At 59.1% G+C, this 14013-nt stretch carries 10 protein-coding genes and 5 pseudogenes; 9 read left to right on the forward strand and 6 right to left on the reverse strand.

Annotation, left to right across the window (positions count from 1 at the left end; translation table 11 throughout):
* Window positions 1-65 precede the first annotated feature (65 nt).
* On the forward strand, window positions 66-971 hold the full coding sequence (locus tag PSH59_RS13185; protein WP_305392853.1) for a DMT family transporter: 906 nt from the start codon (window positions 66-68) through the stop codon (window positions 969-971).
* On the opposite strand, the gene PSH59_RS13190 is transcribed toward PSH59_RS13185, so the two are convergent.
* Together PSH59_RS13190 and PSH59_RS13195 are read right to left on the reverse strand one after the other, a co-directional pair.
* The gene (locus tag PSH59_RS13190; protein ID WP_248079231.1) at window positions 949-2928 is read right to left on the reverse strand and encodes a U32 family peptidase; all 1980 of its coding nucleotides are present in this window, start codon (window positions 2926-2928) and stop codon (window positions 949-951) included. The genes PSH59_RS13185 and PSH59_RS13190 overlap by 23 nt on opposite strands.
* A gap of 70 nt (window positions 2929-2998) precedes the next feature.
* Window positions 2999-3379 carry a RidA family protein gene (locus PSH59_RS13195; protein ID WP_248079233.1) on the reverse strand — a complete coding sequence of 127 codons (381 nt, stop codon included), beginning with the start codon at window positions 3377-3379 and terminating at the stop codon, window positions 2999-3001.
* A gap of 271 nt (window positions 3380-3650) precedes the next feature.
* On the opposite strand from PSH59_RS13195, the pseudogene PSH59_RS26320 reads away from it, so the two are divergent.
* Both PSH59_RS26320 and PSH59_RS26325 read left to right on the forward strand, forming a co-directional pair.
* Window positions 3651-4280 (forward strand): annotated as a pseudogene (locus PSH59_RS26320) (PAS domain-containing protein); the annotation flags it as partial.
* A 159-nt stretch (window positions 4281-4439) separates the two neighbouring features.
* A pseudogene (locus tag PSH59_RS26325) lies at window positions 4440-4916 on the forward strand (methyl-accepting chemotaxis protein); the annotation flags it as partial.
* A 55-nt stretch (window positions 4917-4971) separates the two neighbouring features.
* Here the strand turns inward: PSH59_RS26325 and PSH59_RS13205 are convergent.
* Complete coding sequence (locus tag PSH59_RS13205; RefSeq protein ID WP_305392855.1) at window positions 4972-5841, reverse strand: oxaloacetate decarboxylase; 870 nt, start codon at window positions 5839-5841, stop codon at window positions 4972-4974.
* Between the two features lie 212 nt (window positions 5842-6053).
* Here PSH59_RS13205 and PSH59_RS13210 point away from each other — a divergent pair, with 212 nt between their 5' ends.
* The gene (locus PSH59_RS13210; protein WP_248079237.1) at window positions 6054-6680 is read left to right on the forward strand and encodes a dTMP kinase; all 627 of its coding nucleotides are present in this window, start codon (window positions 6054-6056) and stop codon (window positions 6678-6680) included.
* Window positions 6681-6742: 62 nt separating this feature from the next.
* Here the strand turns inward: PSH59_RS13210 and PSH59_RS13215 are convergent, their stop codons facing one another.
* From PSH59_RS13215 to PSH59_RS13225, 3 genes are read right to left on the reverse strand one after another with little or no spacing between them, the layout of a single operon-like run.
* Entirely contained in the window at window positions 6743-7453 is a 711-nt protein-coding gene (locus tag PSH59_RS13215; protein WP_305392856.1) for an SDR family oxidoreductase, read from the reverse strand.
* Window positions 7454-7498: 45 nt separating this feature from the next.
* Window positions 7499-8059 (reverse strand): GTP cyclohydrolase I FolE, encoded by a 561-nt coding sequence (gene folE, locus PSH59_RS13220; protein WP_305392857.1) that lies wholly within the window; start codon window positions 8057-8059, stop codon window positions 7499-7501.
* A gap of 41 nt (window positions 8060-8100) precedes the next feature.
* A complete protein-coding gene (locus tag PSH59_RS13225; RefSeq protein ID WP_248079243.1) occupies window positions 8101-8529 on the reverse strand; it encodes a thiol-disulfide oxidoreductase DCC family protein in 429 nt (142 codons plus the stop codon).
* Window positions 8530-9077: 548 nt separating this feature from the next.
* Between PSH59_RS13225 and PSH59_RS26330 the strand changes: the two are divergent.
* From PSH59_RS26330 to PSH59_RS13240, 5 genes and pseudogenes are all read left to right on the forward strand, one after another.
* A pseudogene (locus tag PSH59_RS26330) lies at window positions 9078-9542 on the forward strand (MCP four helix bundle domain-containing protein); the annotation flags it as partial.
* Entirely contained in the window at window positions 9531-10718 is a 1188-nt protein-coding gene (locus tag PSH59_RS13230; RefSeq protein WP_370694424.1) for a methyl-accepting chemotaxis protein, read from the forward strand. The pseudogene PSH59_RS26330 and the gene PSH59_RS13230, both read left to right, overlap by 12 nt.
* Before the next feature lie 158 nt (window positions 10719-10876).
* Window positions 10877-11515: pseudogene (locus tag PSH59_RS26335) on the forward strand (PAS domain-containing protein); the annotation flags it as partial.
* Between the two features lie 150 nt (window positions 11516-11665).
* A pseudogene (locus PSH59_RS26340) lies at window positions 11666-12100 on the forward strand (methyl-accepting chemotaxis protein); the annotation flags it as partial.
* Between the two features lie 332 nt (window positions 12101-12432).
* Window positions 12433-13995: a methyl-accepting chemotaxis protein gene (locus PSH59_RS13240; RefSeq protein WP_370694425.1), complete on the forward strand. Its 1563-nt coding sequence runs from the start codon at window positions 12433-12435 to the stop codon at window positions 13993-13995.
* Window positions 13996-14013: the final 18 nt, after the last annotated feature.

The following is a 14013-nucleotide window of genomic DNA, read 5'->3' on the forward strand; positions in this document are numbered from 1 at the left end:
TTTAGTCGCTGGAGCCGCGTCCGCGCAGATTGCCATAATTGCGCCTCACTTGAGGAGTTTCAATCATGGACACATCCATCCGTCGCGGGTCGTGGGAAATGATCGCCGCCATGCTGATCTCGGGCACCATTGGCTGGTTTGTATGGGTGTCGGGCGTGTCAGTGATCGAAGTGGTGTTCTGGCGCTGTGTGATCGGCGGCCTGACGTTGTTGCTGGTGTGCGCGGCGCTGGGTTACCTGCGCCTGGACCTGTTCAGTTGGACCCGACTGGGGTTGGCGATGCTCAGCGGCGTGGCGATTGTCGGTAACTGGCTGCTGCTGTTTGAAGCCTATTCACGCGCATCCATCGCCATCAGCACCGCGGTGTACAACGTGCAGCCGTTCATCCTGGTGATGCTGGCGGCGCTGTTTCTGGGCGAAAAGATCACCGTGCAAAAGCTGGCGTGGCTGAGCGTGGCGTTTCTTGGAATGTTGGCGATCGTCACTGCCCATGGCGGGCAACAAAGCGGTGGCGACGATTACCTGACCGGCATCGCGCTGGCCTTGGGTGCGGCATTTTTGTATGCGGTTGCGGCGCTGATCATCAAGCGTTTGAAGGACGTACCGCCGCATTTGATGGCGTTGATCCAAGTGACGACGGGCGCGTTGCTATTGGCGCCGCTGGTGCCCTGGAATAGCTTGCCGGTCACCACCAACGCCTGGGCGGCGCTGGCCACGCTGGGTGTGGTGCATACCGGACTGATGTATGTGTTGCTGTACGGCGCGATCCAGAAACTGCCGACGGCGTTGACCGGCGCGTTGTCGTTTATCTACCCGATTGCGGCGATCTGCGTCGACTGGATTGCCTTCGGGCATCGCCTGGGCTGGCTGCAATGGCTGGGGGTGGCGGCGATTCTGCTGGCGGCAGCGGGGTTACAGCGGGGCTGGTGGTGGCCCCGCCCGCGCAGCGTCAGTGCGTGCCCTGAAAGATGATGTTCTCCGGGTTGAAGTGCTCCACGGCGCTGCCCGGTTGCGGCAGGCCAAGGATGTGCCCCTTGATCTTGCCCACCACGTGCATCTCGCACGGTTTGCAGTCGAATTTCAGCGTGAGCACTTCATCGCCGTGGATCAACTGCATCGGCGCCACCTTGGTTTTCACCCCGGTCACACCCTTGGCCTGTTTAGGGCAAAGGTTGAAGGAGAATCGCAGGCAGTGCTTGGTGATCATCACCGGCACTTCGCCGGTTTCTTCATGGGCTTCGAACGCCGCGTCGATCAGCTTGACGCCGTGACGGTGGTAAAAATCCCGGGCCTTCTGGTTGTAGACGTTGGCCAGGAACGACAGGTGCGCGTCCGGGTACACCGGCGGCGGCGTGGTCTCGGCTTTGCGCCCGCCGCGTGGGTGCGCGGCAACACGGGCGGCAGTCAGTGCGTCGATCACTTCGCGGCGCAATGCCTTGAGCTGCGAATTAGGCACGAAGAACGCTTGCGGTGCATCCAGCTCGATGTGGGTGGCGTGGTACTCGGTGGTACCCAACTGGCCCAGCAGGTCACGCAAGGTATCGAGCGCCTGTTCCGGCTTGTTGGCCACGCCGAACGGGCCGGGCAGGGTGGTGCCGGCACTGATGCCTTCTTCGCTGGTTGCGGTGATTTCGAGCCGGTCTTCACGCAGGCGCGCGATCCACGACAGGCCAATACGCCGCTCGGAGGAAGTCTTGAGCAGTGCCTGTTGCCAGTTATGGTCCAGGTTGCGGTTCAGCGGGTGATGCGGTCGCAGTTGGTGCAGGCCGGCCGGCATTTCATTCGGCTCGACGCGATAACGGTAGCGCTTCTGGCCGTCTTCTTCGAATTCGCCCTTGGGCTCGGCGATGTTGGCGCGGAACCCCACGACTTCGCGCTTGATCAGCACATTGAGGCCATCGCCGTTGGACAGCGGCTCATGGGTGACCACCAGCAAGTCGCGCTTGCCGGCTTTTTCCACGGTACCCACCGGCAAACCGGTGAACGTTGGGGTGTCGAAGGCGCCGATGTCGATCTTGCGGTCGGTGACGAAGTAGTCGGTGCTGCCCCGGTGGAAGGTTTTTTCCGGATCGGGCAGGAAGAAATGCGCGGTACGGCCGCTGGACGCACGGGCCAGGTCCGGGCGGTCTTCGAGGACGTCGTCGAGGCGCTGGCGGTAATAGGCGGTGATGTTTTTCACATAGCCCATGTCCTTGTAGCGGCCTTCGATCTTGAACGAACGCACGCCGGCTTCGACCAAGGCGCGGATGTTGGCGCTCTGGTTGTTGTCCTTCATCGACAGCAGGTGTTTTTCAAAGGCCACGACGCGGCCCTGGTCATCTTTCAAGGTGTACGGCAGGCGACAGGCCTGGGAGCAGTCGCCACGGTTGGCGCTGCGGCCATTTTGCGCGTGGGAAATATTGCACTGCCCGGAGAACGCCACGCACAGGGCGCCGTGAATAAAGAACTCGATGGCGGCATCGGTCTCGTCGGCGATGGCGCGGATCTCTTGCAGGTTCAGCTCACGGGCCAATACCAGTTGGGAGAAGCCGGCCTGGTCGAGGAACTTGGCGCGGCCCAGGGTACGAATGTCGGTCTGGGTGCTGGCGTGCAGCTCGATGGGCGGAATATCCAGCTCCATCACGCCCAGGTCTTGCACGATCAACGCATCGACACCGGCGTCGTAGAGCTGATGGATCAGCTTGCGCGCAGGTTCCAGCTCGTTGTCGTGCAGGATGGTGTTGATCGTGGTGAAAACGCGCGCATGGTACCGGCGGGCGAATTCGACCAATTGCGCGATATCGCTCACCTCGTTACAGGCGTTATGGCGCGCGCCGAAGCTTGGGCCGCCAATGTACACGGCGTCGGCGCCATGCAGGATAGCCTCGCGCGCGATGGCGACATCGCGGGCAGGGCTGAGCAATTCCAGGTGATGCTTGGGCAAGGACATAGTTTTTTTAGTCAGGCTTGTCACGGTCGAGGCGCGCATTGTAGCCGTGAATTGCCTGACCGGCACCTTCTCAGGCCTGGGCGGCCATCGCGGTAACTTCCACCCGCATCCCCTCTACGGCCAACGCCGCCACGCCAACCGCCGCACGCACGGGCCACGGCTTGGCAAAGAAGCGTTTGTACACCTCGTTGAACGCCGCTCGATCAGCCATATCGGTCAGATAAATGGTCAGGTGCATCACCCGGTCCATGCTGCTGCCAGCTTTTTCCAAGGCGACTTTCAGCGCTTGCAGGGTGCACTCGCTTTGCGCGGTGATGTCGCCCAGTTCCAGGCTGCCGTCGGCGCGGGTGGGGATCTGGGTGGAGACCAGGATGCCGTTGAAACCGATCACATCGGAGGAGATGGAATCGGCATCCGGATCAGGGGTGTAGTGCAGGTCGTGGTTGGCCATGGGCGCCTCTCGAATGGGCTGGATCGCAAAGGCGGCCATGGTCCACGAAAACTTCGGCAGGGGCAAACACGCATGGCATTTTTTGACGCCAGAAAATAATTATTTTTGCCGCGTAAAGTCGCGCATTACGCAGCCGACAGCTAGGTTAACACTAGGTTCTCCGCACGGCTGAGGGTACGTCATGTTCAACACCACACTCAAAACAGAACTGGCGGCCAGGACGGCCGAAGCCACCGAATATAAAGGACTGATTTCAGCACTCGAACGCTCAATGGCGGTGGTTGAATTTGACCTGAACGGCAAAGTACTGCGTGCCAACGATAACTTCCTGAAAACCCTGGGTTATAGTCGTGAGCAACTGCTCGGCAAATCCCATCGCGAGTTTTGCTTGCCCTCGCTGACCAGCAGCCCGGCCTATGGCGAGTTCTGGAGCGAACTCAAATCCGGCAAGTTTGTGTCGGGCACTTTCAAACGCGTGGACTCACAAGGCCGCACCATCTGGCTGGAGGCCAGCTACAACCCGGTGCTGGATGAGCGCGGCCAGGTGCTGAAAGTGGTGAAATACGCGCTGGACATCACCCGTAAAGTCGAGCAGGAAGCCGCGATCCACAGCAAACTCGTGGCCCTGGACCGGGCAATGGCAGTGATCGAGTTCGATTTGAGCGGCCAGGTACTCGATGCCAACCCCAACTTCCAGAACGTGATGGGCTATTCGCTGGCCGAGCTCAAAGGCAAGCACCACCGTCTGTTTTGTGAACCGGCGCTGATCAACAGCAGTGAATACGCCGACTTCTGGCGGCGCTTGAACAATGGCGAGTTCTTTACCGGCCAATTCAAGCGCCTTGGTAAACACGGTCGGGTGGTGTGGCTCGAAGCCAGTTACAACCCGGTGTACGACGGCGACGGCAAGCTGATCAAAATCGTCAAATTCGCCAGCGACATCACTGAACGCGTGGAGAAGTTCGAGGAAGACTCACGCGGCGCATCGCGGGCCTACCATATTTCTTCCGAGACAGAACGGTTTGCCGAGCACGGCACCCAAGTGATCCAGGAAACCGCGACAGAGATGCGCCGGATTGCCGAGAACATCGGCGCTTCGGCGCGCCTGGTCGGGCAGTTGGGTGATCGTTCCGAACAAATCACCGCCATCGTCAACACCATTCGCGGCATCGCCGACCAGACCAACCTGCTGGCGCTCAATGCGGCCATCGAAGCGGCGCGGGCGGGTGATCAAGGGCGTGGGTTTGCGGTTGTGGCCGACGAAGTGCGCCAGTTGGCGGGGCGCACCAGCCGCTCGACGGCGGAAATTGCCGAGATGATCAGCATGATCCTGTCGGAGACGCGGGACGCGGTGGCAAGCATGAGCGCCACTCAGGAAGGCGCGCAGCGCGGCGTGAACCTGGCGGATCAGGCCGGTTCAGTGATCCTGCAAATCCGCACCAGCACCAGTGATGCGGTGCAGGCGGTGAGTATGTTTGCGTCCAAGCTGGATGAATCCGAGGTGATTCCCAAGACCGCGGTAGGCTGGGTGGGGTAGTCCGCGGTTGACCGTCCGTTGGGATCGAGGGGCACCCCTACGATCCCAGCGGGCCTTACTCTTCCACGTCCATGAATTCCTTGGCCCATGCCACGTAGCTCTCCGGCAGCGTGTAGGTGTGGGTCAACTCGGTCGCGCTGAGGTTCGAAGTGCTGTGGGTCAACTGGCGCTGGGCGCGCAGGCTATCGTAGGTGGCCTTGATCGCCGCAAAGTAGGCGCCATGACCGGCCACTACCACGCGCACACCCAACTCGGCCAGACGCTGAGCGTCGTTGAGCTTGGGGTTGCCGTAGGTCACCAGCATCAGCGGTACGGTCAGGTTTTCAGCGATTTTTTCCAGGTGCTCAAAGTCACTGACACCGACCATGCAGATCCCGTCGGCACCGGCTTTCTGATACGCCTTTGTGCGCTCGATCACCGCCTCGGTGGACAACACCCCGGCATTGGTACGGGCAATGATCGACAGTTCAGGATCGACACGGGCTTCCAGGGCCGCGCGGACTTTACCGATGCCTTCGCCGATGGAGATCAGGTCCGTGGATTTGCGCCCGAATTGCGCGGGCAGCAGCGTGTCTTCAATGGTCAACGCGGCCACACCGGCGCGCTCAAGTTCTTCGACCGTGCGCATCACGTTAAGGGCATTGCCGTAGCCATGGTCGGCGTCGGCAATAAACGGCAGTTGGGCGACACGGCCGATGCGCGTGGCCTGCTCAACGAACTCACTCAGCGTGATCAAGGCAAAATCCGGCGCTGCCAACACCTGCAGCGAGGCGACCGAGCCACCCAGGATACCCACCTCAAACCCCAAATCTGCGGCGATACGGGCAGACATGGGGTCGAAGACGGAGGCGGTTTCAACGCAGGTCGGCTTTGCAAGCAATTCGCGGAAGTTGCGGCGCAGCGCTGAGTGAGATTTTTTGGGCATGTTCTTTCCTGGCTCTGGTCATCGTCATGTGACGATCTATGTCTATTCGTGGTGGCGCGAGGTTACCACGCAGGCGGGGCGGGGATTATGACGTTTGAGCATGGGCTATGCGGATGACACATGAGGTGCCCGCTCCGGCCAAGCGCCCTGGTTCACCCTTTATCGGGCAGCCGGGGTACAGTGCACACCCACTTTCCATTGATACGTGAAGCATGAACCGTGCGTTATTTGTTTCTCTGGATGGCCCCAAGGGCGTCGGCAAAACCACCCTGTTGGAGGCCGTTACCCGCGTGCTCAGAGCCGACAACAAAAAGGTGATCCGGCTCTGCGAGAGAAAAAGCGATCCTTTCCGGGCTGAAACAATGGTCCTGGTAAATAGACTCGCGAGGGCGCCCAGCCGGGATTTGGAGTGGCAGATCTGCGAGCGCTTTGCTGATAGCCGTGTATGGATTACCCGCCACGTTCTGCCTGAACAGCCGGCCGACAGCATTATCCTGATGGATCGCTGGTACCCGTCGGATGCGGCCTTTCGCCGGATGGTACCGTTTGCAGAGATTCTCCAATTGAACATGGATCGCCATGTGCAAGTGCCCGACTTGCATGTCGGGGTGGTCACCGCGCCGCAGATTTCATGGGCCAGAGCCACAGCACGCCGCCGTGGGCTGAGCAGCACGGTCATCCATACCCTGCAAGAGCATGTTGCCTGCACCCACGCGTTCGAGCAGGCGATTGCAGAGCAGGGCTGGGTGGTATGCCGCAATGAAGGAACGGTTGAAGAGGGCGCGAGGCAGGTGGCGGCTGAAATACATCGAGCCCTCGGCCAAGCCTTGAATGGGTAGCGTGTGGTTAGGGGTAAGCAGGGCGCGAAGGCCGCTGGCCGGGCAGCGCCTGCAGAACCGCTCTACCAGGGCAGGCGCTCTGCGTCATACGCAAAGAAACCACCGCTGTCGGCTGGCACCAACCGGTCAATCACGGATAAGAGTTCACGTGCAGCGACCCTCGCCGGCCTTGCGGCGGCAGCGCCACTAAAGGGCTTGGAAAGGTCCGAAATCACGGTGCCGGGGTGAAGGCTCAGCAAACGGCTTTGAGGGTGGGTACGTGCAAGTTCGATGGCGGCCGTTTTGACCAGCATGTTCAGCGCAGCTTTCGAAGCGCGATAGGCGTACCAGCCACCCAGGCGGTTATCGCCGATGCTACCGACCTTGGCGGACAGCATCGCCATCGCACCGTCACGGGCCAACAGGGGCAGAAAATGGCGCAAAACCAGCGCCGGCCCCAACGTATTGACCTGGAACACCGCCTGCAGCGCGTGTGCTTCAATTGCGCGGTAACTTTTTTCCGGCTTGATTTCGTCTCGATGGAGCAACCCGGCGGCATGCACGATCAACTGATACGGCGCCTCGCCCGCCAGCTCGGCAGCGGCCTCAGCGATACTCTCGGGGTTCTCCAGATCCAATGCAGGATCAGTCTGGCGCCCCAGTTCGCGGACACCACCACAGCGTGGATCGTTTTTGAGCCATTCACATAACGCTGAGCCAAGTGCTCCGCTTGAGCCTATTACCAAGGCACGGTAACCCTCGCCAAGAGAGTTCATTTGAAAGGGGGCGTTCATTGAGTCTCTCCTGTGCACGGATGATGGGAAGAGGCATGACCGTGATTAATTGCGCCGCTCGATCAATTGCAGGAACGCCTGGCGCGTAGTGGCTGAATCACGAAAGGCTCCCAGCATCACCGATGAGATCATCACGGAGTTCTGCTTCTGAACGCCGCGCATCATCATGCACATGTGTTGTGCTTCAACGACCACCGCTACGCCGGCTGCCCCCGTGATCTGCTGGAGGGCGTCTGCGATTTGTTTGGTCAGGTTTTCCTGGATCTGCAAGCGCCGGGCAAACATATCCACTATCCGCGCCACCTTCGACAACCCCAGCACCTTGCCGGTGGGGATGTACGCCACATGCGCCTTGCCGATGAAGGGCAGCATGTGATGCTCGCACAGTGAATAAAGCTCGATATCACGCACGATGATCATCTCATCGTTCTGCGACTCGAACAGCGCGCCGTTGATGATTTCTTCGAGATTCATCGCATAGCCGTTGCACAGGTACTGCATGGCTTTGGCGGCGCGCTTGGGCGTGTCCAGCAGCCCTTCGCGGTCAGGGTTCTCGCCGACGCCGACCAGAATTTCGAGGTAATTCTCGGCTAATGATGGGTTCACGTGGATGCCTCGCAATTCGATTTTCAGCTGGGTGGGTGCCCTTAGGGCCTTTTGTCCTGCGCTACAGCGCAGCGGTCGTCACGACACCGTCGACCGCCATCGGGATGCGGCAACCATCCCAAGCGGGGCCGCAGGCGGCAGAAGGCGCGATAACCGAGTGCAAAAAACGGCCTGAGCGGTCGCCAGCTCAACGGGGCGGCCCACGCCCCCAAACCGGCTGCGCGCCAGCTCCACAGTGTGGCGTCCAGGCCTGTCACCCAGCGTCCATCGTCGAACCGGGCATGCAGCGACCCTTGCATCTGGTCCAGCGTGAAACCCAGCGCCGTTGCATCGAACTCGCCGTGGCTGATATCAACCAACACCAGGCGAGTTTCCAAGGCGCGCCGACTCAATAGGCGGACCTCGCGGGCGCAGAGAGGACAGTCGCCATCGTAGTAAAGCGTCAGTGGCCAATCGCTTTTCTTGTACATCGGTTACTGCTCTGTATAGGTTTTATCCAAGATAGGCTGAAAAATAGTCGCTGACAATGGGCGTTGGTCTTTTGTCGTGCGGTTTGCCGAAAAGCTCCCTCCGGGGAAGGATGGCTCGCCGTTTCTGTTGTGCTCGTCGCGAGCAAAGTCGCAGTGCTCCAGTTATTGCGCGGGTGCGTGCGTCGCTGGCGGACCTTGCCTATCACCGGACATTGCCTGAAAAAACCGGGTGTTCAGACAATTGCAGAGGGCTTTATTCCAGTGTGGACATTCCCGAAGGCTGTACATAAACAAAAAAATGTACAGGTTTCGCTAAAGTTCGTAGCATCCTCGGCCGATGGCTAGCGCGAACGTCAAATCGTTGCTCAAGCTGAGTGCGGCGCCGAGACTTAATTGATAGCACTAGGCTATCAGCTCGGTACACATTGCTAACTGGCTGGCCAACTCCGCACCCACGTATCGTCCACACACTTACCGTGAGCGGCTGACAGGCTGACTCGCCTATGCGCGCAAACCCAATCCTCTACAGGGCACATTCCGAGCTAGCCATGAAGAAAACGCTTTCGTTGGCCACACGTATAGGGCTTAGCTTCGCAGCCGTCCTGGCGCTTCTTGTACTGATCACTGCCATCGGCATTCAGCGCGTTGCGTTCATTGATTCCACCTTAAGCGACGTCAGCGAAAACGCCGCAAAGGTGCAGCGCTATGCGATCAATTTCCGGGGCAGCGTGCACAACCGCGCCATTGCCATCCGCGATGCGGTGCTGGTGACGACTGACCTTGGCCTGGAAAAACACTTGGCCGAAGTCACAGCCCTGGAAAAAGACTACGCCGATTCGGCAGCGCCCATGGATCAGCTGTTCAAGGCGGCGAACGTGACGGGCGAAGAGGCTCGGTTACTCGCCGCGATCAAGGACATTGAACAACAAACCCTGAAATCGACCCAGGCGGTATTGTCCCTGCGCCGGGCTGGCGATATTGCAGGCGCCCAGGCGCTGCTGATGCGTCAAACGTCGCTGGATTACAGTGAGTGGCTCAAACGCGTGAATGCGTTGATCGACTATGAAGAGGCGTCAATCAAGGCCAAGCTTGGCGACGTTCAGGCCACCGCCAGCCAGTTCAGTACACTCATGTTGGTCGCAACAGGTATTGCTCTGCTGCTGAGCCTCCTGTTGTCGGCGGTGATCATTCGTTTCGTGAAATCCACGTTGGGCGCTGAGCCCACCGAGGTTGCACTGGCCATCGAGCGGCTGGCGGCGGGGGACATTAATCAAACGATCTCCACTCGTTACCCCGCCAGCGTGATGGGCGTGTTGAAAGACGCGCTCAGCCACCTGGCGGAGACCATCCAGCAGGTGCGCGGAGCGGCCCAAGAGGTCAATCACGCCTCGACTCAATTGTCCGCCACCTCATCGGCCAACAACCAACAGATCAGTCTGCAAATCCGCGAAGCCGAGCAAGTGGCCACAGCCATCACGCAAATGGCTGCGACGGTGAATGAAGTGTCCGGGTATGCCGCGCAGGCGGCGGATGCTTCGCGGTTGGCCGATACGGAAGTGGAAAGCGGCAATCAATTGGTGGCAAACACCACACGTGCCATCGAACAGCTTGCAATAACGCTGGAACAGACGACGGATACCGTAAACGAGGTTTCCAAACACAGTGAAAATATCGAGTCGGTGATCGACGTGATCAACGCCATCGCCGCGCAAACCAATTTGCTGGCCCTGAACGCCGCGATCGAGGCCGCGCGAGCCGGAGAGCATGGGCGCGGGTTCGCGGTGGTCGCGGATGAGGTGCGCTCACTGGCAAACCGCACGCAGCAGTCGACCGAGGAAATTCGGACGATGATCAGCACCTTGCAACTGGGCACAGAAACCGCATCGCAAACCATGCGCACCAGTTGCGAGTTGATGAGCCAGACCGTCACACAAACCCGAAGCGCGCAGGATGCGCTGGCCAGGATCAGCGAGCAGGTCGGCGCCATCAGCCATATGAATGCTCAGATCGCCAGTGCCTCGGTGCAGCAGAGCAGCGTTGCCGATGATGTTGCTCAAAATATAAATCGCATTCATGAATCCACCGTGCAGTCGGCTGCCGGCTCACGCCAAGTGGCAACCGCCAGCATGGAGCTGTCCCAGTTGGCAGACCGCCTTACCGCTAAAGTGGCGTTCTTCAGCGCTGCTTAGGATCGTTCGGGGCGGGCTCACAAAGGTTTACGGCTTCAGACTTACTATGATTCAACAGGCGGTTTTCCATGTTCAACACCAAGATCAAGCACCAACTTAACGCTCAGGCGGCCGAGCTGTCGGAGCTGCGCCAACTGCGCGATGGCCTGGACCGCGAAATGCTGACATTGAGTATCGACTCGGCGTTTGCAATTACCGCCTGCAATCAGAACTTTGCCCAGGCGTTGGGCTACACCCAGAATCAGCTCCTGGGGCGCGCCATGGCTGATATCGTGCCGCAGTACGTATCCAAGCTGCCGTGCTTTCACAACTTTCGCGCCGCGGTGGCGGCAGGCAAGTCAATTTCTGACGAATACCGATACCTGCATGCCGACGGTTCACTCGTGTGGCTTGATGCCCATTGGCAACCCATAGTCGACAGCGCCGGCCGGTTAAGTCACATCACCTGCCATGCGACGAACATCACTTCACGCGTTGAAAAAGCCTCGGAAAACGCGTCCTTCATTGATGCATTACTTCGCTCGACGGCGGTGATCGAGTTCGATCTTTCCGGGCATGTACTCATGGCCAATGAGCAATTCTTGAAAGCGATGGGCTACAGCCTGGGCCAGGCTAAAGGCAGTCACCACCGTATTTTCTGTAAGCCGGATGAAGTTTCATCCCAGCGATACACGGACTTTTGGTCAACCTTGAATAAGGGTGAGTTTGTCGCCGGCCGCTTTGAACGCGTCGACAGTCGTGGCCAGACCGTATGGCTGGAAGCGACGTACAACCCGGTTTATGACACTGAAGGAACGCTCTGCAAAGTGGTCAAATTTGCGACGGTCGTGACTGACCAGGTCTCTCATGAACAGGCCGTCAGCCAGGCAGCCCTGACGGCGTTTGAAATTTCGCAACAGACCGATGTGGCGGCCCAGCGCGGCGCCGTCGTGGTGAAGGACACGATGCACACCATGCGCAAAGTCGCAGTGGATATGCAGGCTGCCTCCAACGGTGTCGAAGCGCTCGGAAAACAGTCACTGTTGATCAGCTCGATCATCCAGACGATCAGCAGCATCGCCCAACAAACCAACCTGTTGGCCTTGAACGCGGCCATAGAAGCGGCGCGCGCGGGTGAGCAAGGCCGAGGCTTCGCGGTCGTCGCTGATGAAGTGCGCAAATTGGCTGGACGCACCAGCGGCGCGACTGAAGAGATTGCATCGGTGGTGTTGCAGAACCAGAAACTGGTCGATGAGACGGTCAGTGAGATGGCCAATAGCAAGGCCCAGGCTGAGCAGGGCCTCGAATTAGCTACCCAGGCAGGCGACGTGATTGTGGAAATTCAAGACGGCGCCAGGCGGGTGGTCGACGCCGTTGCTAAGTTCGCGCATCAGATCGCTTAGCAAAACATGCCGCGGCAATGGGAGTGGGTGAGGCGCGTAATGAAGAGGAGGGGCGCGCATGCTGCAGCGCGTTCTGAGTGAACGCGCTTATCTCATTCAGGCCGGATGCGACCGAAGCTCACCATCTGCTATGCCTCCACGACGCCGATAGGCCTCTGCCAGGGACGGCACCCACGGGCGTACCACCGGCTTTTCAACGGCGTGCTCAACGTTTGCGACTTCAGGTCGATAACTTTTTGAACATGCCAACCATCAGTGGGAAACCGGAATCTCGTATGCGCCTTAGAAACCTCAATTTAGCTCCACGAGCTGCCCTGTTTTTCGCTTCTATCATCGCGCTTGTTGTTGTTCTGGGCGTATTTGCAGTCCTGCAAATGGGCAAGCTCAGGGATGCTGAAAAAGACGTTGAACTCAATTGGATGGCCAGCATCCGCCAAACAGCGTTGATGAATACCACCACCCTTCGCCTGAGGCTCGAAATCCAGCGAGGCCTTGCTGACCCTCAGTCCATTCAGAAGAACATTGATAGCTTCGCGGGCCATCGCAAGGCATTCAAGGATGCAGTGGCGAACTATGAGCCTCTGATCGCGAGTGATAAAGAACGCTCGTTTTACACGGCGGTAAAAAACAGTGCCGACGCCTATTCCAAACAGCTGGACCTTCTCGATCCGTTGATGAGACAGGGCGACTTAGCCACCGCAGCCAGTCTGGTGACTACCAGCATCCGCCCGGTCACGAACACGCTGGAGCAGCAGATCAAGGCCTTGACCACCTTTAACGATGAAGGTGCAGCCCAAGCAGGACAAACCGCGACGGATCTTTATAACCATGGCCTGTGGCTGGTTGTCGGCCTTATCACGGGCGTGGTCATTCTGACGGTGGGATTGGCATTACTGCTGACGAAAAGTATTACGTCTCCAATTAACGATGCGTTGTCCGTCGCTGAGCGTATCGCGGCCAGTGACCTCTCCAAGGAGGTAGTGGTCAGCGGAACTGATGAAGCTGGCAGGCTGTTGAGCGCGCTGGCGAAGATGCAGGCAAACCTGCGCGCCACCATCATGCAGATATCGGACTCCTCCACCCAGCTGGCATCAGCGTCCGAAGAGATGACGGCGGTTACTGAGGAGTCGAGCCGGGGTCTTGTCGTGCAAAATGACGAGGTCAACCAAGCGGCAACAGCAGTCACGGAAATGAGCGCGGCAGTTGACGAGGTCGCTCGCAACGCGGAGTCAGCTTCCGAAGAGTCAAAGCGTACCCAGGGCTACACCGAGGTCGGTTTGGCGCGAGTGGCTCAGACATTGATGTCCATTCAAAAGCTCAACGGCAACGTGGAAAACACCAGCGAACAGATTCAAGGGCTGTCGGATCGTGCCCAGAGCATCAATAAAGTTGTCGAGGTGATTCGGGCGATTGCAGAGCAGACCAATCTGTTGGCCCTGAACGCCGCCATCGAGGCCGCGCGGGCTGGAGAGCAAGGTCGTGGGTTTGCGGTCGTCGCCGATGAAGTCAGAGCGTTGGCCCATCGCACCCAGGTGTCGACCCAGGAAATCGAGCAGATGATTGCCGCCATTCAGAACGATTCTGACCTGGCCGTAAAAGCGATGAATACCAGCCGAGATCTGGCGACCGAGTCACTTGGCGTCGCCCAGGAAGCCAGCACCTCACTGGATCAAATTGCGAGCGCTATTGTTCAGATCAATGAGCGTAACCTCATGATCGCCACGGCCTCTGAGGAGCAGTCGCATGTTGCGCGCGAGGTGGACCGCAATCTGGTCAGTATTCGCGAGCTGGCAACGCAGAGCGCGGCGGGTGCCAGCCAGACGGCCAGTGCGTGCGGTGAAATGTCAAAACTGGCGGTTAACCTGAATCAGTTGGTTAGCCGGTTTGTGGTGTGACATAGGGCTTTCGAGACG

The sequence above is a fragment of the Pseudomonas sp. FP2309 genome (assembly GCF_030687575.1).
In the GTDB taxonomy this organism is placed as follows: Bacteria; Pseudomonadota; Gammaproteobacteria; order Pseudomonadales; family Pseudomonadaceae; genus Aquipseudomonas.

Coding starts and splice junctions, on each gene's coding strand:
- PSH59_RS13185 (WP_305392853.1), top strand. CDS start 66: ATGGACACATCCATCCGTCGCGGGTCGTGGGAAATGATCGCCGCCATG.
- PSH59_RS13190 (WP_248079231.1), bottom strand. CDS start 2,928: ATGTCCTTGCCCAAGCATCACCTGGAATTGCTCAGCCCTGCCCGCGAT.
- PSH59_RS13195 (WP_248079233.1), bottom strand. CDS start 3,379: ATGGCCAACCACGACCTGCACTACACCCCTGATCCGGATGCCGATTCC.
- PSH59_RS13205 (WP_305392855.1), bottom strand. CDS start 5,841: ATGCCCAAAAAATCTCACTCAGCGCTGCGCCGCAACTTCCGCGAATTG.
- PSH59_RS13210 (WP_248079237.1), top strand. CDS start 6,054: ATGAACCGTGCGTTATTTGTTTCTCTGGATGGCCCCAAGGGCGTCGGC.
- PSH59_RS13215 (WP_305392856.1), bottom strand. CDS start 7,453: ATGAACGCCCCCTTTCAAATGAACTCTCTTGGCGAGGGTTACCGTGCC.
- PSH59_RS13225 (WP_248079243.1), bottom strand. CDS start 8,529: ATGTACAAGAAAAGCGATTGGCCACTGACGCTTTACTACGATGGCGAC.
- PSH59_RS13230 (WP_370694424.1), top strand. CDS start 9,531: ATGCGTCAAACGTCGCTGGATTACAGTGAGTGGCTCAAACGCGTGAAT.